The 26,970-nt window shown below is 72.6% G+C and carries 11 protein-coding genes and 1 pseudogene; 9 read left to right on the top strand and 3 right to left on the bottom strand.

The genetic code is table 11. From position 1 onward, the window contains the following. Positions 1 to 45 precede the first annotated feature (45 nt). The 7 genes and pseudogenes from ACFZBU_RS43750 (at position 46) to ACFZBU_RS43720 (ending at position 21,171) form a co-directional block, all read left to right on the top strand. Positions 46 to 10,293, top strand: coding sequence for a type I polyketide synthase (locus tag ACFZBU_RS43750; RefSeq protein ID WP_391589383.1), 10,248 nt, complete (start codon positions 46 to 48; stop codon positions 10,291 to 10,293). A gap of 116 nt (positions 10,294 to 10,409) precedes the next feature. Further along, a pseudogene (locus ACFZBU_RS43745) lies at positions 10,410 to 16,127 on the top strand (SDR family NAD(P)-dependent oxidoreductase); the annotation flags it as partial. After that, entirely contained in the window at positions 16,124 to 16,660 is a 537-nt protein-coding gene (locus ACFZBU_RS43740; RefSeq protein ID WP_391589382.1) for a nuclear transport factor 2 family protein, read from the top strand. The pseudogene ACFZBU_RS43745 and the gene ACFZBU_RS43740, both read left to right, overlap by 4 nt. Then, the gene (locus tag ACFZBU_RS43735; protein ID WP_391589381.1) at positions 16,657 to 17,835 is read left to right on the top strand and encodes a cytochrome P450; all 1,179 of its coding nucleotides are present in this window, start codon (positions 16,657 to 16,659) and stop codon (positions 17,833 to 17,835) included. Before ACFZBU_RS43740 ends, ACFZBU_RS43735 begins: the two co-directional genes overlap by 4 nt. Before the next feature lie 893 nt (positions 17,836 to 18,728). Then, a complete protein-coding gene (locus ACFZBU_RS43730) occupies positions 18,729 to 19,271 on the top strand; it encodes a hypothetical protein (protein ID WP_391589380.1) in 543 nt (180 codons plus the stop codon). Positions 19,272 to 19,378: 107 nt separating this feature from the next. Further along, positions 19,379 to 20,482 carry a sensor histidine kinase gene (locus ACFZBU_RS43725; RefSeq protein ID WP_391589379.1) on the top strand — a complete coding sequence of 368 codons (1,104 nt, stop codon included), beginning with the start codon at positions 19,379 to 19,381 and terminating at the stop codon, positions 20,480 to 20,482. Continuing rightward, the gene (locus ACFZBU_RS43720; RefSeq protein WP_391589378.1) at positions 20,479 to 21,171 is read left to right on the top strand and encodes a response regulator; all 693 of its coding nucleotides are present in this window, start codon (positions 20,479 to 20,481) and stop codon (positions 21,169 to 21,171) included. Before ACFZBU_RS43725 ends, ACFZBU_RS43720 begins: the two co-directional genes overlap by 4 nt. A 260-nt stretch (positions 21,172 to 21,431) precedes the next feature. On the opposite strand, the gene ACFZBU_RS43715 is transcribed toward ACFZBU_RS43720, so the two are convergent. Beyond that, positions 21,432 to 23,912 carry a VWD domain-containing protein gene (locus ACFZBU_RS43715; RefSeq protein ID WP_391589377.1) on the bottom strand — a complete coding sequence of 827 codons (2,481 nt, stop codon included), beginning with the start codon at positions 23,910 to 23,912 and terminating at the stop codon, positions 21,432 to 21,434. Between the two features lie 162 nt (positions 23,913 to 24,074). Here ACFZBU_RS43715 and ACFZBU_RS43710 point away from each other — a divergent pair, with 162 nt between their 5' ends. Continuing rightward, complete coding sequence (locus ACFZBU_RS43710; protein ID WP_391589376.1) at positions 24,075 to 24,674, top strand: hypothetical protein; 600 nt, start codon at positions 24,075 to 24,077, stop codon at positions 24,672 to 24,674. A gap of 275 nt (positions 24,675 to 24,949) precedes the next feature. Next, positions 24,950 to 25,797 (top strand): IS5 family transposase gene (locus ACFZBU_RS43705; RefSeq protein ID WP_391589375.1). Its coding sequence is split into 2 segments (ribosomal slippage): positions 24,950 to 25,262 and positions 25,262 to 25,797, totalling 849 coding nucleotides; the frame shifts between segments, so codons are not numbered across the junction. Positions 25,798 to 25,846: 49 nt separating this feature from the next. On the opposite strand, the gene ACFZBU_RS43700 is transcribed toward ACFZBU_RS43705, so the two are convergent. Together ACFZBU_RS43700 and ACFZBU_RS43695 are read right to left on the bottom strand one after the other, a co-directional pair. Further along, positions 25,847 to 26,425, bottom strand: coding sequence for a transposase (locus ACFZBU_RS43700; RefSeq protein ID WP_391589374.1), 579 nt, complete (start codon positions 26,423 to 26,425; stop codon positions 25,847 to 25,849). Next, positions 26,422 to 26,916 (bottom strand): winged helix-turn-helix domain-containing protein, encoded by a 495-nt coding sequence (locus ACFZBU_RS43695; RefSeq protein ID WP_391589373.1) that lies wholly within the window; start codon positions 26,914 to 26,916, stop codon positions 26,422 to 26,424. The genes ACFZBU_RS43700 and ACFZBU_RS43695 overlap by 4 nt, the downstream gene beginning before the upstream one ends. Between the last annotated feature and the right edge of the window lie 54 nt (positions 26,917 to 26,970).

Genomic DNA, 26,970 nt, shown 5'->3' with positions numbered 1-26,970 from the left:
GGCTGGGACTCTCCCGTCCTCCTGAACAGGCAAGGAGAAGCACCGATGGCGAACGAAGACAAGCTCCGCGACTATCTGCGCCGGGCCACCACCGAACTCCAGGAAACCCGGCAGAGGTTGCGCGAGACCGAGGACAAGTGGCACGAACCGCTCGCCATCGTCGGCATGCACTGCCGCTACCCGGGCGGGGTGGCCTCGCCGGACGACCTGTGGGACCTGGTCGACGCGGGCACCGACGCGATCACCGGACTGCCCCCGGGCCGGGGCTGGGAGGCGGACGAGGCCGCGAACGGGACGTCGTACCGGGGCGGCTTCCTGACCGACGCGGCCGACTTCGACGCCGACTTCTTCGGCATCTCGCCGCGCGAGGCGCTGGCCATGGATCCGCAGCAGCGGGTGCTCCTGGAGGCGTCCTGGACCGTTTTCGAGCACGCCGGGATCGATCCGACCACGCTGCGCGGCAGTCGTACCGGGGTGTTCGTCGGGGTGATCGCCAGTGACTACCTGTCGCGGCTTGCCCGGGTGCCCAAGGAGGTCGAGGGCCATCTGCTGACCGGCAGCCTGGTCAGCGTGGCGTCGGGCCGCCTCGCCTACCACTTCGGGCTGGAGGGCGCGGCGGTCACCGTGGACACCGCATGCTCGTCCTCGCTGGTCGCGGTACACCTGGCCGGCCAGGCGCTGCGCGCGGGCGAGTGCGACCTGGCCCTGGTCGGCGGGGCCACCGTCCTGGCCACCCCCGGTGCGTTCGACGAGTTCTCCCGGCAGCAGGGCCTGGCCGGCGACGGTCGTTGCAAGTCGTTCGCGGCCGGCGCCGACGGTACCGGCTGGAGCGAGGGTGTGGGCCTGCTGCTGATGGAGCGGCTGTCCGACGCGCGCCGCAACGGACACCGGGTGCTCGCGGTGGTGCGCGGCTCGGCGGTCAACCAGGACGGCGCCTCGAACGGACTGACCGCGCCGAACGACCTGGCCCAGGAGCGGGTGATCCGGCAGGCGCTGGCCAATGCCCGACTGGCCGCGAGCGACGTGGACGCGGTGGAGGCGCACGGCACCGGCACCCGACTCGGTGACCCGATCGAGGCCCAGGCGCTGCTGGCCACCTATGGGCAGGACCGGCCGGCCGCGCGGCCGTTGCGGCTGGGCTCGATCAAGTCGAACATCGGTCACGCCCAGGCGGCGGCCGGGGTGGCGGGCGTGATCAAGATGGTGCAGGCGCTGCGGCACGGTGTGTTGCCGCGCACGTTGCACGTGGACGAGCCGACGCCGCACGTGGACTGGTCCACCGGGCGGGTGGCGCTGCTGACCGAGCCGATGGCGTGGCCGGCGGGTGAACGGGTGCGCCGCGCGGGGGTGTCCTCGTTCGGGGTGAGCGGGACCAACGCGCACGTGATCGTGGAGGAGGCGCCGCCGGTCGAGGACCCGGTCGATGCCGCCGATCCGGTCCGGCCCCTCGGCGGGGTGACGCCGTGGGTGGTGTCGGCGCGTACCGACGACGGCCTGCGGGCCCAGGCGGAGGGGTTGCGGGAGTGGGCGATCGAGCATCCGGAGGCCGATCCGGCCGACGTGGGCCGGTCGTTGGCCTCGGGGCGGGCACTGTCCGGGCACCGGGCCGTGGTGCTCGGCCGGGACGCGGCGGAGCTGGCCGAGGGGCTGTCCGCCGTGGTGGACGGCGAGCCCGAGGCGATCGTGGGCGAGGCCCGACGCGGATCGGGCCGTACCGCCGTGCTGTTCACCGGGCAGGGGGTGCGTTCACGCGGAATGGCGCGCGAACTGCACGCTGGGTTGCCGGTGTTCGCGGCGGCGTTGGACGAGGTGTGTGCCGCGTTCGACGCGGTGTTGCCGTTCTCGGTGCGCGACGTGCTGCTGGCAGAGGGCGAGGACAGCGGCGAGGACGGTGACGGCGTCGAGGACACCGGTGTGGCGCAACCGGCCCTGTTCGCCTACGAGGTGGCGCTGTACCGGTTGTGGACCTCGTGGGCGGCGGAGCCGGACGCGGTGGCCGGGCATTCGCTCGGCGAGGTGGTCGCGGCGTATGTGGCCGGGGTGTTCTCGCTCGCCGACGCCACCACGTTCGTCGCGGCCCGCGCCGCGCTGATGAGCGCGCTGCCGTCCGGGGGCGCGATGGTCGCGGTGGGCACGTCGGAGAGCGCGGCGGCCCGGTTGCTCGCCGACCACCCGGGAGTGGGCATTGCGGCGGTGAACGGGCCTACTGGCGTGGTGCTTTCCGGCGAGGCGGCGGCCGTGGCGGAAGTGGCCCGGGTGTGTGCCGAGCGCGGACTGCGCATCTCCCGGCTGCGGGTGTCGCACGCGTTCCACTCGGCGCTGATGGAACCGATGCTGGACGAACTGGCCCAGGTGGTCTCGGGATTGACGCTGCGTCCGGCACGGATGGCGGTCGGGTCGAACGTGACCGGCCGGATCGGGTCGGCGGAGCAGTTGTGCGATCCGCGCTATTGGGTGGACCACGTGCGACGCGCGGTGCGCTTCGGCGATGTGCTGGACGCGCTGCGCGCCGACGGGGTGCGTACGTTCGTCGAGATCGGGCCGGACTCCGCGTTGACCCCGATGGTCGCCGACGTCACGGCCGACGCGGACGACGTGGTGGCGGTCGCCACCCGGCGGCGCGACCGCGACCCGGTGACGGGTGTGGTCGAGGCGCTGGCCCGGGTGTTCGTGCGCGGCGCGGCGGTGGACTGGGCGGCGCTGGTGCCCGGGCGGTGGGTCGATCTGCCCACGTACGCCTTCACCCGGCGGCGCTTCTGGCTGGACGCCGGCACCGGCGCGGGCGACCCGACCGGCCTGGGGCAGGGGACGGTGGATCACCCGCTGCTCGGCGCGGTGGTCGGCCTGGCCGATGGACACGGTTCGCTGTTCACCGGGCGGTTGTCCCTGGACACCCATCCGTGGCTGGCCGATCACGTCGTCCTGGACACCGTCCTGCTGCCCGGGACCGCGTTCCTGGAACTGGCCCTGCACACCGGACGCCGGGTGGGCTGCGACCGGGTCGAGGAACTGTCCCTGGAGACCCCGCTCGCGTTCGGCGAGCGCGGCGGTTGCCAGGTGCAGGTATGGATCGAGGCGGCCGGCCCCGACGAACGGCGGCGGGCGATCACCATCCACTCCCGGCCGGACGACGGCGACGGCGACGAGGAGTGGATCCGCAACGCGGTGGGCACGGTCGCGCCGGTCGAGGACGAGGCGCCCGCCGACGCCGTCGCCGACCCGACCCCCTGGCCGCCGACGGGCGCAATACCCGTGCCGATCGACGACTTCTATCCCTGGTTGGCCGACAACGGAGTCGCCTACGGGCCGTGCTTCCGGGCGGTGCGCGCGGTCTGGCGTCGCGGGGAGGAGATCTTCGGCGAGATCGCACTGCCCGAGCAGGTCGGGTACGAGGCCGACCGATTCGGCGTGCACCCCGCGCTGATGGACGCCACCCAACACCTGCTCGGAGTGGCCGCGTTCGCAGACCTGGCGGAGACCGAGGGCGGCGGTTTGGCGCTGCCGTTCTCGTGGCGTGAGGTACGGCTGCACGCTCCCGGCGCGGCCGCGGTGCGGGCGCGGGTGGTGCGGACCGGGCCGGAGTCGGTGACGCTGAGTCTGGCCGACGAGGACGGCCGACCCGTCGCCGAGGTCGAGTCGCTGGCCGTGCGGCCGATCTCGGCCGAACAACTGCGCACCTCCACGGCGGGTCGCCGCGACCCGCTGTACACGCTGCGCTGGACGCCGCTGCCCCGGCCGTCCGCCGCGCCGGGCACCGGTTCCCCGGCGATCATCGCCGAGTCGGGCTCGGGGGACCCGTTCGCGGGCCGGCTCGGCGGCACCGTACATCCCGATCTGACCGCGCTCGGCGACGCGGTGGACGCCGGGCTGCCGGCGCCCGAGGTGGTCGTCCTCGCGTGGCCCACGATCCCGGCCGGACCGCTCGGCGACGTGCCGGACCCGGACGACGTACACGCCGCCGTACACCGGGCGTTGGCCACCGTGCAGACCTGGCTCGGGGACGAGCGCTTCACCGGCGCCCGCCTCGTCGTGGTCACCCGGGGTGCGGTCGCCGTCGCGGACGAGGAGGTACACGATCCGGCCGCCGCCGCCGTCGGCGGCCTGGTCCGGTCGGCCCAGTCCGAGCACCCGGACCGGCTCGTCCTCGCCGACCTGGACGACGACGCGGCCTCGCCCGAGGCGCTGCTCGCCGCGATCGGCGCGGGCGAGCCGCAACTCGCGGTACGGGCCGGGGTGGCGTACCTGCCCAGGCTCACCCGGACACCCGCGATCGAGCCGAGCGCACCGCTGTTCGCGCCCGACGGCACGACCCTGGTGACCGGCGGCACCGGTGCACTCGGCGCCCTGGTCGCCCGGCACCTGGTGGTCGCGCACGGGGTGCGCCGGCTCCTCCTGGTCAGCCGGCGCGGGATCGCCGCGCCCGGTGCCGGGGCGCTCGCCGCCGAACTCACCGGCCTGGGCGCGACGGTCGACGTGGTGGCCTGCGACGTGTCGGACCGGGCCGATCTGGCCAAGAAGCTGGCCGCGATCCCGTCCGCCCACCCGCTGTCCGCCGTGGTGCACGTCGCGGGTGTGGTCGACGACGGGGTGATCGGCGCACTGACGCCCGAGCGGGTGGACCGGGTGTTGCGGCCCAAGGTCGACGCGGCGCTGCACCTGCACGAGTTGACCCGGGACGCGGACTTGACCGCGTTCGTGCTGTTCTCCTCGGTGGCCGGGGTGATCGGCAGCCTCGGACAGGCGAACTACGCGGCCGGCAACGCCTTCCTGGACGCCTTCGCGCAGCGGCGACGCGCGCTCGGGCTGCCCGCGGTGTCGATGGCCTGGGGGTTGTGGGCCGAGGAAAGCGGGTTGATGCGTGAGGAGTTCGCCGAGACCGACCGGCAACGCATCAACCGCAGCGGCGTATTGCCGCTGTCCGATGAGCAGGGCCTGGCGCTGTTCGACGCGGCCCTCGCGCACGGCGAGCCGATCCTGGCCCCGGTCCGCCTGGACCTGACCGCGCTGCGCCGCTTGGAGGACGAACTTCCCGCCATCCTGCGCGGATTGGTGCCCACCTCTCGCCGCGACGGCGCCCGCCCCGGCGCGGCGGACACCCGCCGACTGGCCCGGCGGCTCGCCGGCCGCTCCGAGCCGGAGCAGCTGCGCCTGCTCACCGAACTGACCCGCGCCCAGGCCGCCGTGGTACTCGGCCACGCGGGCGCCGACGCGGTCGCCGCCGATCGTGCGTTCACCGAACTGGGCTTCGACTCGCTCACCGCGCTGGAGATGCGCAACCGGCTCAACACGGTCACCGGCCTGCGACTGCCCGCCACGGTGCTGTTCGACTACCCCAACGCCGCCGCGCTGGCCCGCTTCCTGCGCGCCGAGACGCTGCGCGTACCGCAGTACACCCAAGCGGCGGCGAACACTGCCGCCAAGGCCCGGACTTCGGACGAGCCGATCGCGATCGTGGCGATGAGCTGCCGGTACCCGGGCGGCATCGACACCCCCGAGGAGCTGTGGCGCTGCGTCGCCGGCGGAGTGGACCTGACCTCGCCGTTCCCGACCGACCGCGGCTGGGACCTGGGTGCGCTGTACGACCCGGACCCGGACCGCTCCGGGCGCTGCTATACGCGCGAGGGCTCGTTCATGCGCGACATCGACCGCTTCGACGCCGAACTGTTCGGGATCTCCCCGCGCGAGGCGCTGGCCATGGATCCGCAACAGCGGCTGCTCCTGGAGACCTCCTGGGAGGCGTTCGAACGCGCGGGCATCGACCCGGCCTCGCTGCGCGGGAGCAACACGGCGGTATTCGCGGGGCTGATGTACGCGGACTACGCCGCGGGTCGCGTGGGCGACGTCGGAGACGAGTTGGAGGCGTACATCGGCAACGGCAACTCGTTCGGCGTCGCCTCCGGCAGGGTCGCCTACACGCTGGGCCTGGAGGGCCCGGCGGTGACGGTGGACTCGGCCTGCTCGTCCTCGCTGGTCGCGCTGCACTGGGCGGCACACGCACTGCGCAGCGGGGAATGTGATCTCGCGCTGGCGGGCGGGGCGACGGTGATGTCCACGCCCAGTGTCTTCGTGGAGTTCGCCCGGCAGCGCGGCCTGGCGCCCGACGGCCGGTGCAAGTCGTTCGCCGCGGCGGCCGACGGCACGGCGTGGGGGGAGGGCATCGGCATGTTGCTGGTGGAGCGGCTGGCCGACGCGCGCCGCAACGGGCATCCGGTCCTCGCGGTGCTGCGGGGTTCGGCGATCAACCAGGACGGCGCCTCCAACGGCCTCACCGCGCCCAACGGCCCCTCGCAACAGCGGGTGATTCGGCAGGCGTTGGCGAACGCCGGGCTGGCGACGGCGGATGTGGACGCGGTCGAGGCGCACGGTACCGGGACGGTGCTCGGCGACCCGATCGAGGCCCAGGCGCTGCTGGCCACCTACGGGCAGGATCGGCCGGCGGAACGGCCGCTGTGGTTGGGCTCGATCAAGTCGAACTTCGGCCACACCCAGGCTGCGGCCGGGGTGGCCGGGGTGATCAAGATGGTGATGGCGATGCGGCACGGGATGTTGCCGCCGACGCTGCACGTGGACGAACCCTCGCCGCATGTGGACTGGTCGACCGGGCGGGTCGAACTGCTCGCCGAGGGACGGCCGTGGCCCGAGGTGGGGCGGGCTCGCCGGGTGGCGGTGTCCTCGTTCGGGATCAGCGGAACCAACGCGCACGTCATCCTCGAACAGGCCGACGAGGAGCCGGAACCCGCCGCCCGGACCACGGCCGGCACCGGGATGGGTGGGGTGCTGCCGTGGGTGCTCTCGGCCCGGACCGAGGCGGGCGTACGGGCCCAGGCGGCCCGGTTGCGGGACTGGGCCGGGGCCCGGCCCGAGGTCGATCCGGCCGACGTGGGCTGGTCGTTGGCGTCGGGGCGGGCCGTGTTCGAGCGGCGCGCGGTGGTGTGGGGCCGGGACGGCGCGGAGTTGACGGCGGGCCTGGACGCGCTGGCGGCCGGGCGGGACGCGGGAGCACGTGCCGTGCTGGCGGGCGGCACCGGCGTGTCGGGCGAGGCGGTCGTCGGGCCGGTGTTCGTGTTTCCCGGTCAGGGCTCGCAGTGGGTCGGCATGGCTGCGGAACTGCTGAACTGCTGCCCGGTGTTCGCCGATTCGGTGGCGGAGTGCGCGGCGGCGATGGATCCGCTGGCGGCCGACTGGGCACTGCTCGACGTGCTCCGGGACGCGTCCGCCGCGCTGTTGGAGCGGGTGGATGTGATCCAGCCCGTGTTGTTCGCCGTGATGGTCGGCCTGGCCCGCTGGTGGGAGTCGTGCGGGGTGCGGCCGAGCGCGGTGATCGGACACTCCCAGGGGGAGATCGCAGCGGCGCATGTGGCGGGCTTCCTGTCCCTGGAGGACGCGGTCCGGATCGTGGTGCTGCGCAGCCGGGCACTGCGGGGGCTGGCGGCGGACGGTGACGGGATGTTGTCGGTGGGCGTGTCCGCCGAGCGTGGCCGCGAACTCGTCGCACACATCGAGGGATTGTCTCTGGCGGCGGTCAACGGGCCCGGCAGCGTGGTGCTTTCCGGGCCGGTGGAGGGCCTGACCCCGATCGCGGCCGAGTGCGAGCGCGACGGGGTTCGGGCGCGGTGGATCCCGGTGGACTACGCCTCGCACTCGGCGCGGATGGACGACGTACGCGAGGTATTGGCCGAGTCGCTGGCGGGGGTGGAGCCGGGGATCGGGCGGGTGCCGATGTACTCGACCGTGAGCGGGCTGAAGGTCACCGATCCGGCGGACCTGGCCGGCGAGTACTGGTTCGAAAACCTGCGCCGCACCGTGCAGTTGGCCACGGCGGTCGGCGCGGCGGCGGCCGACGGGCACACCGTGTTCGTCGAATGCAGCCCGCACCCCGGTCTGGTGGTGCCGCTCGGCGACACCCTCGACGCCCTCGGCAGCGCGTCCGGCACGGTCCTGGAGACGCTGCGCCGGGGCGAGGGCGGCCCCGAACGGCTGCTCGCGGCACTGGCGGCGGCGTTCGTGAGCGGCCTGCCGGTCGACTGGGCCGGACTGCTGTACCACGACGGGGTCCGGCGGGTACAACTGCCGACGTACCCCTTCCAGGGGCGCCGGTTCTGGCTCGAACCGGACATGGGCACGGCGCTGCCCGGCCGGGCGACACCGGCACCGGTGGTGGGCGATGCCGAGGACAGCAGGCTGTGGGAGGCGCTGGAGGCGGCGGGCGCCGAGGACCTGGCGGCCGAGTTGGACGTGGCGGCGGACGCGCCGCTGAGCGACGTGCTGCCGGCGCTGACGTCGTGGCGGGCGCGGCGGCGGGCGGACGCGACGGTGCGGTCCTGGCGGTACGGGGTGCGGTGGGAGCCGTGGGCGGCGCCGGCCGCCTCCGCCGACGGGATGGGGCGCCTGGTGCTCGTCGCTCCGGACGGGGAGATCGCGGACGTGCTCGCGGGTGCGTTGGCCGAGTGCGGTGCCGAAGTGGTGGTGCTGTCCGCGGAGGGGGAGCGGACCACGTTGGCGCGGCGGCTCGCGGCGATCGGCGAGGAGGGTGTGCCGGCCGGGGTGGTGTCGTTGTCGGCGGTGGGTTGCGCCGCCGACGCGGACCCCGTGTCCGCGCTCGCGCCGGTGCTCACGCTGGTGCAGGCGTTGGGCGACGCCGGGATCGAGGCACCGCTGTGGGTACTGACGCGGGGTGCGGTGTCGGTGCTGGGCGAGGAACCGGCCGGCCTGGCGGGTGCGGCCGTACAGGGGCTCGGGCGGGTGGTCGGGCTGGAGCATCCCGGGCGGTGGGGTGGGCTGATCGACCTGCCGGAGGTGATGGACGGCAGGGTGGCCCAGACGCTTGCGGGCATCCTGGCGGCCGGTACGGGCGGCACCGACTCGGGCGAGGACGAGATCGCGATTCGGCCGCTGGGGGTGTTCGTCCGGCGGCTGGCGCGGATGGCCGGGCCGGAGGGCAACGGGACGAGCCGGTGGCGTCCCGGTGGTACGGCGTTGGTCACCGGCGGTACCGGTGCGCTGGGCGGGCGGGTCGCACGATGGCTGGTCCGCGAGGGCGTCGAGCGGGTGGTGCTGGCCGGGCGGCGTGGGCCCGAGGCGCCCGACGCGGACCGACTGCGCGAGGAACTGGCGGCGGCCGGGGCCGAGGTGGCGGTGCTCGCCTGTGACCTGGGCGATCGCGACGCGGTGGCCGCGCTGTTGGCGGAGGTACGGGCCGGCGGCCGGCGGATCGACACCGTCGTACACGCGGCCGGCGCGGTGGTGGTCGGCCCGCTGGCGGACAGCACCGTCGCGGATCTCGCCGACGCCTCGGCGGCCAAGGTGGGCGGCGCGCTGCTCCTGGACGAGTTGTTGCGGGCCGACGAGCCCGACACCGTGGTGCTGTTCTCCTCCGCCGCCGGGGTGTGGGGCGGCGCGGGGCAGGGGGCGTACGCGGCGGCGAACGCCTGCCTCGACACGATCGCCGAGCGGCGCCGGGCGCGCGGGCTGCGTACGGTCTCGATCGCGTGGGGGCAGTGGGCCGGCGGCGGGATGGCCGACGGCGCGGCCGGCGTGCACCTCGACCGGATCGGGGTGCCGGCGATGGACCCGGATCGGGCCCTGGAGGCACTGCGGCAGGCCCTTGACGAGGACCTGACCTGCGTTACCGTGGCCGACGTGGACTGGCCGAGGTTCGCCGCCGGGTACACGGCGGCCCGGCAGCGACCGCTGATCGCGGACTTGGTGGCGGCGGAGGTCGTGGCGGCGCCGGCCGCCGAAGCGCGCGGGGCGGCCGAGTCGGACGGTCCGAGTGTGTGGCGGGCCCGACTGGCCGAACTGGGCGCGGCGGAGCGGGAGGCGGAACTGCTCGCCCTGGTCCGTACCGAGGTCGCCGCGCAGTTGGGCCACGCCGACCCGGCCGCGATCGAACCCGAACGGCCGTTCCGCGACCTCGGGTTCGACTCGCTCGCGGCGGTGGGCCTGCGCAACCGACTGACCGAGACCATCGGTCTCCGACTGCCCAGCACGCTGGTCTTCGACCACCCGACAGCCGTTGCACTGGCCGCGCACATCGACGGCGAACTCTTCGGCGAGACCGCCGGAACGGTCTCGGTCTTCGCCGAACTGGACCGCCTGGAAGCGGCGCTCGGCGAACTGGGCGGCGACTTCGCCGAACGGGGCAGGGTCGGTGTCAGGTTGGCCGAACTTGCCCGGAAATGGCGGGAGATCGAGGCCGCGAGCCGGAAGGCCGAGCCCGAGGGAGCCGACTTCGCGGCAGCGGAGGACGAGGAGATGTTCGACATGCTCGGAAAGGAGTTCGGCATCTCCTGAGCGGGGCCGGCGACGACCGCCGGTCACGGGTCCCGACGGCACACGGCTCGATCAGGTTCGATCAGGCAGAGGACGGACGTACGGACATGTCGAACGAAGAACGGCTGCGGCACTTCCTCCGGGAGACCGCCACGGATCTGCGCCGCACGAAGCAGCGGCTGCACGAGGTGGAGTCGGCCGCCCGCGAGCCGGTGGCGATCGTGGCGATCGGGTGCCGGCTGCCGGGCGGCGTACGCTCCGCCGAGGACCTGTGGGAGCTGGTGCGGACCGGGACGGACGCGATCGCCGGCTTTCCGTCCGACCGGGGCTGGGATCCGGCGAACGTCTACGCGGACCTGCCGGGCGGCGAGGGCGGCGCGGGTGGTTCGGCCGGATCCGGCGGGTCGACCACCCGGCAGGGCGGATTCGTCTATGACGCGGCCGAGTTCGACGCCGAATTCTTCGGCGTCTCGCCGCACGAGGCGTTGGCGATGGACCCGCAACAGCGGCTGCTCCTGGAGACCGCGTGGGAGACCTTCGAACGGGCCGGCATCGATCCGCTGTCGATGCGGCGCAGCCGGACCGGCGTGTTCGTCGGCGCCGGCGCGCTCGGCTACGGCGGCGGGATGCGGGCGGACAACGCCGAGATCCAGGCCCATCGGGTCACCGGCGGATCGATGTCCGTGGTGTCGGGGCGGATCGCCTACACGCTCGGTCTGGAGGGCCCGGCGGTCACCCTGGACACGGCGTGTTCGTCGTCGCTGGTGGCGCTGCACCTGGCGGCGCACGCGCTGCGCTCGGGGGAGTGCGACCTGGCCCTGGCCGGGGGCGTCACGGTGATGGCCCGGCCGACCGCCTTCGTGGAGTTCTCCCGCCAGGGCGGATTGGCGTCGGACGGCCGGTGCCGGTCGTTCGCGGCGGCGGCGGACGGCACCGGGTGGGGTGAGGGTGTCGGGCTGCTGCTGGTGGAGCGGTTGTCGGACGCGCGGCGCAACGGGCATCCCGTACTGGCGGTGCTGCGCGGCTCGGCGGTGAACCAGGACGGCGCGTCGAACGGGTTGACCGCGCCGAACGGTCCGTCGCAACAGCGGGTGATTCGGCAGGCGTTGGCGGCGGCGGGCCTGTCGGCCGCCGATGTGGACGCGGTGGAGGCGCACGGGACCGGGACGGTGCTCGGCGACCCGATCGAGGCGCACGCGCTGTTGGCCACTTACGGGCGGGACCGGCCGGCGGATCGGCCGCTGTGGCTGGGCTCGGTCAAGTCCAACATCGGGCACACCCAGTCCGCGGCCGGGGTCGCCGGGGTGATCAAGATGGTGATGGCCCTTCGGCACGGGCTGCTGCCGCGCACCCTGCATGTGGACCGGCCGTCGCCGCACGTGGACTGGGCCTCGGGACGGGTCGAGCTGCTGACCGACGAGGTGACGTGGCCTGCGGGCGTTCGGGTGCGTCGGGCGGGTGTGTCGTCGTTCGGGATCAGCGGGACGAACGCGCATGTGGTCCTGGAGGAGGCGCCGGCGGTCGAGGAGGAGTCGGGAAAGGTGAGCGAACCCGCGCCTGGGGTGGGTGGGTTGATCCCGTGGGTGGTGTCGGCGCGCTCACCGGAGGCGTTGCGCGCGCAGGCGGCGCGGTTGCGGGAGCTGGGGGCCGCGGATCCGGCGGACGTCGGTCGGTCGTTGGTGACGGGACGGGCGTTGCTCGACCATCGGGCGGTGGTGCTGGGCCGGGATGCCGCCGAATTGAGGCGTGGGTTGGCCGCGTTGGCGGCGGGGTCCTCGGGTGCGGTCGAGCCGTCGGAGGGGGGAACTCCGGTCGTGGTGACCGGGAACGTGCCGCGAGCGGGTGGTGTAGGTGGTCGGGTCGCCGGGCGGGGTGCGGTGGTGTTCACCGGGCAGGGGGGCCGGTTGCCCGGGATCGGGCGGGAACTGTACGAGGCGTTCCCGGTGTTCGCCCGCGCGCTGGACGAGGTGGGTGCGGCGTTCGATGCGGTGGTGCCGTTCTCGGTCCGGGACGTGTTGCTCGGCGTGGAGGGCACGGTCGGCGTCGACGCCGAGGACACCGGGGTGGCTCAGCCGGTGTTGTTCGCGTTCGAGGTGGCGCTGTACCGGTTGTGGAGTTCGCTGGGGTCGGTCCCGGACTTCGTGGTCGGGCACTCGCTGGGTGGGATCGTCGCGGCGCATGTGGCGGGGGTGTTCTCGCTTGCGGACGCGGTGGCGTTCGTCGCGGCGCGGGCCCGGTTGATGAGCGCGTTGCCGGGCGGGGGCGCGATGCTCGCGGTGGGGGCGAGCGAGGCGCAGGTCACCGCGCTGTCGGGTGGGCTGCCGGTGTCGATCGCGGCGGTCAACGGACCCGCGAGTGTCGTGGTTTCGGGCGCGGTGGCGGCGGTGGACGAGGTGGCGGCGCGGTGTGCGGCGCGCAGTTGGCGCAGTTCGCGGTTGCGGGTCTCGCACGCCTTCCATTCGGTGCTGATGGAGCCGATGTTGGCCGAACTGCGGGACGTGTTGGGCCGGTTGACGTTCGGAGCGCCGGAGATCGGGTTGGTGTCGGATACCACCGGGCGGGTCGTTACGGCGGAGGAGGTGGGCGATCCGGAGTACTGGGTGCGGCATGTGCGCGACGCGGTGCGGTTCGCGGATGCGGTCGGCACGCTGCGTGAGCGGGGTGTGGCCACCTTCGTGGAACTGGGTCCGGACGCGACGCTGACCGCGATGGTGGCCGAGTGCACGGCGGGTGCGGGCGAGGTGCTGGGGGTGCCGGCCCAGCGGCGTGGCCGACCGGCCGTGGCGACGCTGGCCGGCGCGCTGGCCACGGCGTTCGTGCGGGGGCTGCCGGTGGACTGGGTCGGGGCTCTCGGCGGCCCGGGCGGGCGGCGGGTGGAGCTGCCGACCTACGCGTTCCAGGGGCGGCGCTACTGGCTGGAGCCGGCGAAGGCTTCGGTGACGCCGGTCGGGCCGGATTCGGGGGACGGGCCCCTGTGGGACGCGGTCGAGCGGGCCGGGGCGGACGAACTGGCCGCGATCCTGGCGGTGTCCGAGGACGCGACGCTGCGCGAGGTGGTGCCGGCGCTGTCGTCCTGGCGAGCCCGGCGGCGGGTGGACGCGACGGCCGCGTCGTGGCGCTACGCGGTGCGATGGGAGCCGTGGGCGGGTGGATCCCCCGACGCGGCCGCGTTGTCCGGGCGTTGGCTGCTCGTGCACCCGGCGGCGAGCGACCTGGCGGACGCGTTGGCCCGGGAGCTGACCGAGCGTGGCGCGGAGGTGGTGCGGGTCGGGGGTGAGGGCATCGGGCCGCACGTCGGTGGCGAACCCGTCGCCGGGGTGGTGTCGTTGATCGGCTCCGGCTCCGGCTCCGGCTCCGGCTCCGGCGCCGGCGCCGGTTCGGGGTCGTACTCGGGCTCCGGTTCCGGTTCCGGTTCGGGCTCGTACTCGGGCTTCGGGTCCGGTCCGGGCTCGGTTTCGGGCGCCGGTTCCGGTTCGGGGCCGGGTTCGGGTTCGCGCGCGGGTGACGACTGTGCCGACCTCGTGGCCGCCGTGGTGGCGATGGGCGAACTGCTCGCGGACCTGCGCCGGTTCGAGGTCGCCGCCCCCCTCTGGTGTGTGACCCGGGCGGCCGTGTCGGTCCTGGGCGAGGACCTGGCCAATCCCGTGGGCGCCGGCCTGTGGGGCAGGGGCCTGGTGGCGAGCCTGGAGCAACCCGGGTGCTGGGGCGGCCTGGTCGACCTGCCGGCCGCCGCGGACGCCCGCGCGCTGGGGGTGCTGGCCACGATCCTGGCCGGGACTTCGGCCGAGGACCAGTTCGCCATCCGCCCGCTGGGCGTGTTCACCCGGCGGCTGACCCCGCTGCCGGCCGAGGGGTCGGACCGGGTGGTGCGTACCCGCGAAGCGGCGCTGATCACCGGTGGCACCGGCGTGTTGGGCGCGCACGCCGCCCGCTGGCTGGTCGCGCACGGCACCGAGCGGGTGATCCTGCTCGGCCGACGCGGCGCGCGCGCACCCGGATTCGATGCGCTGCGGGCCGACCTGGAGGCGGCAGGCGCCGAGGTGGTGCCGATCGCCTGCGACCTGACCGCGCCCGACGCGGCGGACCGGCTGCGCGTCGCGCTGCCCGCGACGGGTGCGCGGATCCGTACCGTCGTGCACGCGGCGGGCGTGCCCGGATCGCCCACCGCGACCGGCGCCGACGCCGTCGCGGACACCGTCACCGCCAAGGTCGCCGGTGCGCTGGCCCTGGACACGCTCTTCGGGGCGGACCAAGCCCTGGACGCGTTCGTGCTCTACTCCTCCGGCGCGGGGGTGTGGGGCGGCGCCGGCCAGGGCGCCTACGCGGCGGCCAACGCCTTCCTGGACGCGCTCGCCGTACGCCGTCGGCAACGCGGCCTGCCCGCCACGGCGATCGCGTGGGGTCCGTGGGCGGCCGGCGGGATGGCGGACGGCGAGGGCGAACGGCTCCTGGCCCGGGTCGGCGTACGGGCGATGGACCCGGCCGCGGCGCTGAGCGCACTGGGCCGGGCCCTGGTCGAGGACCTCACCTGCGTGACCGTGGCCGACCTGGACCGGCCCCGGTTCGCGGCGGGCTACACCTCCGCCCGTCCCCGGCCGCTGATCGCCGACCTGATCGACGCGGAGCCGCCGGTCGAAGCCGCCGCGCCGACCCGGCCCGGCGGGGCGTGGGACCCGGCGGTGACCCGCTCGCCCGCCCGGCTCGCGGCCGAACTGCTCGACCTGGTCCGCGCCGAGGTCGCCGCGCAACTCGGCCACGCGGGCGTCGAGGCCGTCGAACCCGACCGGCCGTTCCGCGACCTCGGCTTCGACTCGCTGGCCGCCGTCGGACTGCGCAACCGCGTCGCCGAGGCCACCGGGGTACACCTGGCCGGCACCCTGATCTACGACCACGAGACGCCCTCGGCCCTGGCCGCACACCTGGCCGACGCCCTGCGCGAGGGTGCGCCCGCGACCCTCCCCGTGCCGACGGAACCGGGCGGCGCCGAGGACTCGAACGAAATGCTCGGCACGGTCTACCGCAAACTCGCCCTGCTCGGCCGGATGGACGACGCGGAATCGCTCCTGGTCGGCGCGGCCGGCCTGCGGCAGACCTTCGAGGACCCGAACCGGCTCCCGGAGACACCCGGCTTCACCCGGCTCGCGCGCGGACCGGCCCGGCCCCGGGTGATCTGCTTCCCGCCGTTCGCGCCGGTCGAGGGCGCCATCCAGTTCGGCCGGCTGGCGGGCACGTTCGAGGGCCGGCACGACACGGCCGTGGTGACCGTACCGGGCTTCCGGCCCGGCGAGCCGCTGGCCGCCTCGCTGGACGTGCTGCTCGACCTGCTGGCCGAGGCGACGCTGCGGTGCGCCGGGGACGACCCGTTCGCCGTGCTCGGCTACTCCTCCAGCGGCTGGCTCGCCCAAGGCGTGGCCACCCGCCTGGAGGCGACCGGCCGTACGCCCGCCGGGGTCGTACTGCTCGACACCTACCTGCCCGCCACGATGTCGCGGCGCATGCGCAAGGCGATGAACTACGAGGTGATCGTGCGACGGCAGGCGTTCACCGCGCTCGACTACATCGGGCTGACCGCGATCGGCACCTACCGCCGGATGTTCCGGGGCTGGGAGCCCAAGCCCGGCTCCGCGCCGACGCTCGTGGTGCGGCCCTCGCGCTGCGTCCCGGGCTCGCCGGAGGAGCCGATGACCGGCGAGGACTGGCGTTCCACCTGGCCGTACGAGCACACCGCCGCCGAGGTGGAGGGCGACCACTGCACGATGATCGGCGAACACGCGGAGCAGACCGGTGCGGTGGTGCGCGCGTGGCTGGCCGGTGACAGGACGGTTTCGAACGACACGAGGGAAGGCACGGCATGACCGACCCGCGCTATCCGCGATACCCGCAACCCGGCTCCGTCGAGCATCTCGACGCGGAGTTCCTGGTCCACCGGGCCGCGATCCAGGATCTCGTCGCCGCGTACAGCCTGCTCTACGACGCGGGCGACTACGACGGGCTCGGCGACCTGTTCACCGAGAACGCGACATACGCATTCACCCCGGCCCCCGAGGGATTTCCGCCCTCGGTGTCCGGTCGGGACAAGATCGTCGCGGCGATGGCCGCGCTGCGCGAGCACAACCTGCGCACCCGGGCCGCCCACCAGCGGCACTTCGTGACCAACACGGTGATCACCCGCCTCGACGGCCGCACCGCCGAGGCGCGGTCGCTGATGGCGGTGGCGTTCGCCCATCCGCAGGACGGCCGGCAGGAGTTCACCCGCAGCGGGGTGTACGCCGACGTGCTGACCCGACAGGGGAGCCGGTGGCGGATCGCCGACCGGCACCTGTGGTTGGCCGAGTTGCCGGCGCCGCGCCCCGGCGACACATCCGTTCCGGAGGAGAGTCGGCCATGATTCCCGTGCTCGAACTGGTCCAGATCTCCACCCTCCCCGACGCCGAACGGGAACTGGAGCAACTGGCCCGGCGATACCCGATCATCCGCACCCGACAGGTCGGCGGCATCGAGGCGTGGACCGTGCTCGGCGCCGGGCTGACCCGGCAACTCCTCGGCGACCCACGGCTGTCCAACGACCTGCACACGCACGCGCCGCACGCGGCCCAGTCCGCCGACGGTCCGACCGTGCTGTTCGAGCAGGACAATCCGGACCACGCCCGCTACCGCCGCCTGGTCAGCGCCGCGTTCGCGTCGCGGGCCGTGCGCAACCTGGAACCGCGGATCGTCGACATCGCGCGCACACTGCTCGACCGGCTGCCGGCCGAGGGCGGCACGGTGGACATCGTCGAGGCGTTCGCCAACCCCTTCCCGCTGGAGGTGATCTGCGAACTGCTCGGGGTACCGATGGCGGACCGCGAGGTGTTCCGCACCCGGGTGGAAAACATGGACTCGCCCTCGACGGCGGTACGCCGGGCGGCGATGGACGCGTTCGTCGCCTACTGCGCCAACCTCGTCGACGCCAAGCGCACCGAGCCGACCGAGGACCTGCTGAGCGAGCTGGTACAGGCCGAACTCGACGACGGATCACGACTGTCGGCCAACGATCTGATCGGCTTCGGCTCCGTGCTGCTGTTCGCGGGGCACGTCACCACCGCCTACCTGATCGCCGCCGCACTGTACGAACTCATCACCCACGACGACCAGTTGGCCGCACTCCGGGCCGATCCCACGCTCGTCGAGGGCACCGTCGAGGAGGCGCTGCGCTTTCGCGGCTCGTTGTTGTCCACCACGAACCGGGTGGCGCTGACCGACCTGGAGATCGGCGGCGTGCTCGTGCGCCGGGGCGACCTGGTGCGCTTCCTGCTCTCCGCCGCCAACCGCGACCCGGAGATCCGCGAGGACCCGCACACCTTCGACATCACCCGGTCCACCACCGCCCACCTGGGCTTCGGCCACGGCCCCCACTTCTGCCTCGGCCAACGCCTGGCCCGCCAGGAGATCAAGGTCGCCCTCACCGAGCTCGTCACCCGCTTCCCGACCCTCGAACTGGCGGTCCCGGCGGAAAAGCTGCGCTGGCGCGCCTCGGACTTCCTGCGCGGCCTCGCCGAACTACCCCTGACATACGGCCCGTGACCACCGACGGGGGAAGGCGGCCCGGACCCGGGCCGCCCGAGCTTCGCGGCGGTCCCGCCCCCTCGTGCCGAGTGTGACGCGCCGCCGAACAGTCGATGTCGGCTGCGCGTCACCCATCGCGGCCCCCGCGCCCTCGTGGTTGCGTACCAACTTCGGGGCGTCACCTGGGCGAATTCCACTTCGATGCCCAGGCCCGCCAGGTAGTCGTCGATCGAGGCGAAGCTGTCGAGGAAGTCCTTGCGCTGCGACTCCTCGCGATATCTGGCCGGGCGGGCGACGTCCTCGACGGTGACCTCGCGGACGTCGAACCAGCCGTCCGCGAGCAGGCGTTGTACGTGCGTCGCCGGATCGCCGTCGAGCCGGACGACCGCCACCTCGGGCAACTCCCGGGCGACCAACCCGCATTCGTAGGGGCTGTCGTCGGCGAAGACGAGGCTGTCCAGGCCGATGTCGAGATCGGCGGCCAGGGAGCGCAGATGCCCGCTGCGGCGCACCCACGAAACCCCCGAAGATTAACCGCCGCGAAACAATCCGCGACACCATGAACGACATTACGACGTGGGGAATCGAACGCTCCGCTTCCCGATACATCCCCTGAAACCCGGACACGGTCGGATCCGCCGCGCCGCCGAACCATTCCACCTCGAAACACCCGCGCCAGGACCGTGCAGGTGCAAATCATCGTGGAGGATGCCGCCGGCAGTGCCTGCATCACACTGACGGCAGGCTCCACCTCGAACCGGAACTCCGCAAGAGGTCGATACGTCCGCACGGCCGTCTGCTGACCCACCGGGGTCCACCCGCGTCTGCACCCGCGTCTGCACCCGCGTCTCCACCCGTGTTTCCACCCGTGGGTCCAGGTGCGGAACGGGCGACGGCGGCAGGCTGGGGACATGAACACCACAGACTGGATCACCGACATCCTTCTCGTTCTCATCGTCTTTCGGCAGTTGCGGGAAGACCGGCTGGACCGCAAGACCTTCCTCATCCCGTTGGGGATCGTGGCCTTCGTGGCGTGGAGGTACCTGGACACGATTCCCACCGCGGGCAACGACACGGTGTTGATCGGCGCCCTGATGGCGATCGGCGCGGCGCTCGGCGTGGCGGGCGGCATCTTCACCCGGATCCGCTCCGCCGGCGGGCATCTGCTGATCAAGGCCGGTGCGGTCTCCGCGGTGTTGTGGGTGGTGGGCATGGGCGCGCGGATGGGGTTCCAGGTGTGGGTCGACCACGGCGGTGCCGACGATGTCGCCCGCTTCAGCCTCGCCCACCACATCACCACCGGGCAGGCGTGGGTGGCGGCGTTCGTGCTGATGGCGCTCACCGAGGTCGTCACCCGGGTGGCCACGATCTTCGTACGGAGCCGGATGGTGGGCTCCGGGCGGCCCGCGAACACGGCGGCACACGCGGTGTCGTCCCTGGACCGGGTGGCCTGACGGTGGGATATGGTCGCGCCGTGCCCGTATCCGAGAGCGTTCCCGTAGCCGGGTCGTCCTCGGGGCGCGGTCCCGGTCCGCGAGCGATGGTCCGGCACGACCCTCGAGTGCAATGGGCCTTCACCCTGGGCGTGATCGTCGTGGGAATCGCGACGATCCGCCCGATGGGCTTCAGCGGTCGCGGTCTGGCCGTCGTCGTCCTCGTCGCGTTGAACTCGCTGTTCCTGTTGGGCCGCAACGTCCCCCAGGACCGGGTCCCCGCACGTGTGGTCGTCGTATGGGCGTCGCTGGGCATCGTCGCGGCGGCCTCCCTGATCGGCGCCGCCCGTACCGGGACCGGCTACCTGTTCGCGTTCTTTCTCGTCGGCCACATCGGTTACCGGCTCCCGCCCGTAGGGGCCGTCCCGCTCGCGGCGCTGGCCGGCGGGCTCTGCGGGGGAGTGCTGTATCTACACCTGGGCCCGGGGCACGAGTCGTTGTCCTGGGGGGTCGGGTTGTGCGCCGCCCTGCCGGTGGTGGTGGGCATCGTCAGCCGCAGCCGGCAGCGAGCGATCGACGCCGTGATCGAATCCGCGGAATCCGCCGAGCGCGCCGCCCGCGCCGAGGCCCGCACGGCCGCCCTCGCCGAGCGCAGCCGCATCGCCCGGGACGTGCACGACGTCCTCGCACACTCCCTGGCCGGCATCAACATGCAACTCGAACTGGTGGACGCCCTCCTCGACACGGGCGACCTGACCAGGATCCGCGAGGCCAACGACCGGGCGCACAGCCTGGTCAAGGAGAGCCTGAAGCAGGCCCAGTGGACCGTGCACGCGCTGCGCGAGGACACGCTGCCGCTGCTGGGGAGCCTGACCGCGATGATCGAGTCGTCGGGCCACCGGGACGCGCTCACCGTCGACGGCACCGTACGCGAACCACCGGCCCGCGTGGTCCAGCACCTGCTGCGGATCGCCCAGGAGGCGCTGACCAACGCCGCTCGGCACGCGCCCGGAGGCGACGTACGGGTGGAGGTGACGTTCGCCGCCGCATCCACGACACTGAGGATCCGCAACGGCCCCGCCACCCGGGAGGCGGCCGGGGCCGGCAGCGGCATGGGACTGATCGGGATGCGCGAACGCATCGCCATGGTGGACGGAACCCTGACCGCCGGACCGATCACCGAGGGACCGGACCGAGGCGGCTGGCAGGTGGAGGCGGTGATCCCGGAATGAGCGATACAGGCGACACCACGCGGCACGACGCGCCGTCGGCCGATGCGCCCCGGCGACTGCGGGTGGTCGTGGCCGACGACCAGGCCGCCGTGCGCGAACCGCTCGCGGCCGTACTGGCGCTCTCCGAGGACATCGACGTCGTCGCTGCCGCCGAGGACGGGGACCAGGTGCTCGCCGCGGCTGCCGCGGGCCCGGTGGACGTGGTGCTCATGGACCTGCGCATGCCCCGTACCGACGGCATCGAGGCGACCCGCCGACTCACCGACGAACACCCCGAGGTGGCCGTCGTCGTCCTGACCACCTTCGCCGACGACGACTCGATCCTGGCCGCGCTGAGCGCGGGCGCCCGCGGCTACCTCACCAAGAACGCCGGACGCCGCGACATCGTGCGCGCGATCCGAGCCGCCGCCGCAGGCCAGTCCGTCCTCGACCGCGAGGTCCAGGACCGCCTGCTGGCCACCGTCCGCACCCGGGCCACGGCGCCGAGCCAAAACCTCCCCGACGACATCACACCCCGCGAGCGCGAAGTCCTCGCCCTCATCGGCCAGGGCCTGCCCAACCGGGCCATCGCCGAAAAACTCTTCATCAGCGAGGCCACCGTCAAAACCCACATCAACAACCTGTTCGCCAAGGCCGGCATCCGCGACCGCGCCGACGCGGTACGCCGAGCCATCGCGGCCGGCCTGTAACACCGACGCCGGACGACTGCTCCCGCCTCCGGCCGTCGCGAGGTGAGTCGGCGAGAGGCCGCCACCCGAGCCGTGACAGGCCGTCCGAACCCTTGCGCCCGCCTGCGACCCCGCGGCGCCGGCCGAGCCGGTCGTGGCGACGGCCGCTCCCGCGAGCAGTACGGAGGCCATGGCGAACGAGGCGAGACGATCGCACGGTATTTCCCCCGCCGCCCCTGCCGGCCGCCGTCGCCGCCCCGCCCCCGCACCGGCCTCGGCTCTCAGCGCGTCGTGAGTCTGAACCCGTACGTGCCCGAGAGAGCCGGGTCCGGCTTGTCGACGACGATGACGTACGTCGAGGTTTCCGGGAGGGTGAGTAGGCCCAGATCCTGGCAGATCGAGACGGCGGGCAACAGCGGTGCCACTCCCTTTCGTTCGTCGTCGACGCCCCCGTACAGCCGCCATCTAAACGGGCATTCACCCCCCGGCAGGTGGTTGAAGTGCGTCTTCTGCCCGGCCTCGCTCGCGAAGCGCAGTTCGTACCTCGGGCTTCCCGCAGGGAGGAAGCCCGTACAGGCGAAGGCACTGCCGAATTGTTCGGTGTCCCCGATGATCAGCGTGAAGCGGGTGGTGACGTCGCCGTTGTCCTCCGCGCGACATTCGGACCGGTCCGGAGCCTTCTCGTCGGTCGGTGCCGTGCGGCGCGTGGCCGCTTGGAACGCCTTCTGCGCCGCGGTCGCGGCGGCGAACTCCTTGCGCCCCGTCGAGGCCACGTCGAAGACGCAGTCCTCGACCAGTTCGGGGTCCGTGACCCCGGCGCCCCGACACGTCGCGTCGGCCCGGTCGCGTGCGGCCAAGGCGGTGGGAGGCGTGGGGAATCGGCGATTGGTGAACGTCGCCGTCGACTGGCCCGGGGCGTAGTCGAACAACGAGGCTTCCTGCGTGATGCGCCATCGGTCGGCGTACGGGCCGTGCAGGTCGTCGGGCCTGGCGGGGACGGCGAGTGTGTTGCCCGCGCCCATGTCCAGGTCGTCGTCGGGCCGGCCGTCGAAGTTGCCCAGCAGGCCCTCCATGCGCCCCCGCCGAGCGGACGGCACGACCACGTCCGCCCGGAGGCCGACAGCGCCGATGGTGCTCACGTGCAGGCGGCTTCCGTCGGGCCAGACGACGCTGTACAGCGTGGTGGCGCCCTCGCCCTGCCTCGTCAGCACCCCGCCATGGGGCAACGCCGTGTCACCCGCCGGCGGGGCGATCGTGACGCCGTTCAGATGAACCTCGATCACCTCCGGGCCGTCGGTCAGATACAGGCCGACCCGGTCGCCGGCGACGTTCGCGGCCAGTGCGCCGTTGATGCTCGCCGTGGTCAAACCGGGACAGGCCTTCTGGCGCGCCTGCACGAGCAGCCCGTCGGCCGGCGAGCGCGCGAGGGTGAACTCGCCCACCGATTGCAGGTCGTAGCGCAGGTTGTCGAAGGTCACCAGGTGCGGATCGCCATTGCTGCCGCCCGTACCGCAACTCTCACCCTCGCGGTGGGGGAGGACCGGGCGTACGGGGGCGGCCCGTACCGCGTCGCCTGCGGGTGCCGGACGTGGCCGCGGCGGTCCCGGCGGCTGACAGCCGGACTTCGGCACGGGGGCGCGAGAGGACGGCCCCGAACCGGTGCCGGGTGCGGGCTTTTGCTTGGCGGGGCCGCAGAACGCCTTGAGGCTGGTACCGGTGAATCCGACGGCACCCGCCTTGACGCCGGCGGTGATGCCGAGGAAGGCGCGCCCGCCGGCAATGGACTGGAACCGTGTGCCCGCGCCGGGCGTGTCCTCCGGGCACTTGCAGTCGGCCCCCATCGTGCAGAACACCGTCGAAAGCGCGGCCGGGAAGACGAAGTCGCCCGCGCCGCCGGGTCCGAATCGGCCGCCCGCCGCGTCCTTCGGATCGGAGGTGAACCGGAGGACTTCCGCGGTGACGTTCAGCGCCGTCAACCCGACCGCCAGCGGCGGTGATCGCAGGGCCGCCGAGGTGCTGTTGCCGACGGGGATCGGTCTGGCGAACCTTGCCTTCGTGCCGGTGATACGCGTGCCGTTCGTTGTCCACGCGAGACCGTGCGTGGAGGCGCGGGTGTAACTGACGGGCCAGCTCTGTCGAATGTCGTCGGCGCTGTTTCCCAGGGCGGTGGTGAACGCGGCGTCGCTGTGTCCGGCCTTCGCGTCCGCCGAGGCCCGTACGACCGGGATGAAGCGCTTCCATACGTCGATCCCGCGGTAGTCCAACTCCCACCAGAATCCCATGGCCTCGTTGGACATTCGGTGCAGTGGACTGCCGGCGCTGCCGAGGTATTCGTCCCATTTCCTGGCGGACTGGTTGAATGTCAGGAGCATCTTTCCGGCCACCCGGTCGGCGACTCTCTCGGCCACCCACGACGGGATGTTGCCGTATGCCTGGACATTCGCGACCGCCAAGCCTTCGGCGCAGTGGGTGAGTTCGTGGACGATGGTTGCCTGGGGGTCGTAGTTCGGTGTGCTCGTGTCGAAGAACTTCGGATAGAAGTAGACCTGGCACTGCGGAGCGTTCCCCGCACGCCAGCCTCTGGTGGCCGCGACGATGACCTGGACAGGCTTGTTGTCACCGGCGAAGCACGAGTGCTGCGCCGGTGTGCCGGGACACGGTGGTTGGCAGCCGGCCAGGCCGGCATGCAAAAGCCATGCGACATGTCGCCGGACCGGTTGGCTTCGCCAATCCGGTTGCATGATGCCGCGGGGTGTTCGCACGACCAGCAGCGCTTCCGTTCGAAGCTGATCTCTCCAGGGACGATCCGATGTTGGCACCTACCCCGACCGCGCCCCGGCGCAGGCAGCCGCCCCGGAAACAGCTGGGCTACCGGTCCACACCGTGAGAGCATTCCGGTTCAGGACAGGGCAGGCGGGGCGGGCATGGGGCTGGACTACAGTTACGAGATCTTCGTACCCTCGCGGAACGTTGTGCGGGCACTGACGCGGCTGGCCGCACTCGCACCCCAAGGCCGTAACACGCCGCTGCTTCCGGTCACTTTGCCAGGCGGCGAGCAACTGATCGTGCCGTTCACCTCGAAGTACAAGAGCGAACCGGTCGACTGCTCGGCCGGCGGCACGCTCGAACTGGACACCTCAATCGTGATCGACGTCGACGACGCGATGCGCGAGTTCCACCTTGGCGATATCGACAGGGTCGACGAGTTGGGAAGAGTGTCGGTCGGATACATCTACTTGACTATCCGGTTCTCACCCGCATGGCACCCGGACTTCGCGTCGCTGCAGTTCACAGCGGCCACCTCGGGCATGAGTCGAATGTTCGAGCAGTCCGCGAGCGTCAGGAAGGTGTTCATCGACCTCACCGCCGCCGCCGGGGGCGCGTGCTGTCTACTCGACACGGAGACCGGAACCTTCGACATCTGCTGGCTCAACGGCGAGACGGTCAGTGGCGAGACTGTTCCGGGCGGCCGATTCTCGCGCTTCCACGATCTCGTCGCCGCCTGGCGCGAGCCGATGGAGTAGAACGAGAACCCAACCGGCGTGGCCGGCCCGGCTGAACGCACAGGTCATGCAGGCTGCATAGTGCTGACCATCGTGACCCGGCTGGCACAGCCGGTGTGACCCTTCGAGATCGGTGGCACCTGACCTTGTGGTTGACACCATCCCTGAAATGCACCGATGCCGTCCCGGCTCCCTGCTGTGCTGGTTCCCACTGCCCGCAAAGCGCTAGAGGGCGTCTGAGAAGGGTTGTTCAGGGAACGTGACTTGGTAGTCGCTTCTCTCGGGGGATGCGGGTCATGGTCGGACCACGTGCTGTGTATGGGACGGATCTGTCCGATGGGGAATGGGAGGTCCTGGCTCCCCTCGTGCCGCCGCCGAGGCCGGGTGGTCGACCGCCCAAGCACCCACGGCGCGAGATCCTCAACGCTTTGTCGTATTGGCTTCGGGCCGGCTGCGCGTGGCCCCTGCTTCCGCACGACTTCCCGCCGTATCAGACGGTCTACCACTACTGGCGAACGTGGCGGATCGAGGGCCGGTGGGAGGCGATCCTGGCCACGCTCCGCGAGCGGGAACGCGTCCGTCAGGGCCGTGATCCCACACCGAGCGCGGGATCGTGGACAGCCAGAGCGTCAAGGGCACGGAACGAGGCGGATGGCACGGATACGACGGCGGGAAGAAGGTGATGGGCGTCAAGCGTCACCTTCTGGTCGACACGCTCGGGCTGGTCCTGGCGGTCTGCATCAGTCCCGCGAACGTCGACGACCGCGACGGCGCCGAAGTCCTCCTCGCCCGCGCCGCCGGCAAGTTCCCGCGACTTGGGTACCTGTGGGCCGACCAGGGCTACCGCGGCCGGGACTTCGTGGACGGCATCCGCCAAACCCACGGGATCACCCTCGGGATCGTCCAACGCCGGGACGGCGGCTTCCGAAGCACCTGGGCCCCGGCCGGGGCCCCACCACGAGAGGTACCCCTGTTCGCGCTGGTCCCCCGCCGGTGGGTGGTCGAGAGAACCTTCGCCTGGCTGGGACGGTACCGGCGACTGTCCAAGGACTACGAGTATTGCCTGGGCAGTTCCGAAAGCGCCGTCTACCTCGCCACCATCATGCTTCTGCTCCACCGAACCGGAGCAAGAACGCGCTCCTGAACAACCCTTCTCAGACGCCCTCTACTGAGTCTTTCTGGTTAGGGTGACGTCACGGCGTGTCCAGGGTGAGCCCGGTCTGGGCGATGAAGCCGTTGAGGAGTGCGGGTCGGTATTGCATGCGTCTGAGGCGTGTGCGTGCCAGGCCAGCGAGTTCGTCGGTGGTGCAGGCTGCGAGGTTGCCCAGACTGCGTTTCAGGTGGGCCCAGACCCCCTCGGCAGGGTTGAGGTCCGGGGCGTACGTCGGGAAGCGGAAGACGGTCAGCCACTCCCGCGCCTCGATCAGCTCCCGCATGGCGGCGTCGACATGATGGGTGTAGTTGTCCCACACCAGCACAATGGGCCCGCCGAGCTGTTGGTGGGCCGCGTCCAGCAAGGCGGCGAAGTCCTTCTCACGGAACCCCTTCGGATCGCCCTTGCGGCCCCGGTGCACCCGCATCCGGTAGATCAGCCGGGTCCGCCGACCGGGCCTGCAACACACCATGCCCGCCATGGAGATACGTCCGGAGCCCTTGGCGGACACCTCCACGACGGGCGGGTGGCCCCGCCGGGACCAGGTGCGCGCCCTGGGCGGGCGCAACGTCTGGCCGGCCTCGTCCGCGAAGCACAGCCAGGCGCCCTGGTCCCTCACCGTCTTTCCACGCGCGGCCACGTCTCCTTCACCCACGTCGCGACCGCGTCCTCGTCGCGTTCGGCCGCACGGCGCCGGGGCATCTGCGGGGTCCAGCCCATCTGCCGCAGGATCCGCCAGGTCTGCGGAACGCTGAACCGCACGTGGAACCGGCGGGCGATCACGACCGCCACCCGCTGGACCGTCCAGCGCTGGTCCTCGACCCAGCCGTGCGCGGCCGGGCCACGCGCCAACTCCGCATCCAGCCACGCCCGCCAGCCCGGTCTCATCCGCGAGGACCTGCCCGGCGGCCCCTTGGACCGCAACGCCTCCGGGCCTCCGCTCCGCCAGTCGGCGTGCCAGGCGTACGCGGACTTGCGGGAGACCCGCAGCCGCCGGGCAACCTCCGGCGGCGCGACCCCCTGGGCGAATAACTCGGCGGCCTCGAACCGCACTTGCTCCCGCTGGGCCCGCTGCTTCGCGGTCAGGCCGCCCCCGTCGGAATACCGCATAACAAGGACATACACCCACCACCACGCTGATCGTCACCCCCATCCGAAAGACTC

It is taken from the genome of Embleya sp. NPDC008237, assembly GCF_042956465.1.
Lineage (GTDB): Bacteria > Actinomycetota > Actinomycetes > Streptomycetales > Streptomycetaceae > Embleya.
The sequence above is the reverse complement of the archived record's forward strand: the minus strand, read 5'-3'. Positions and strand labels throughout refer to the sequence as shown.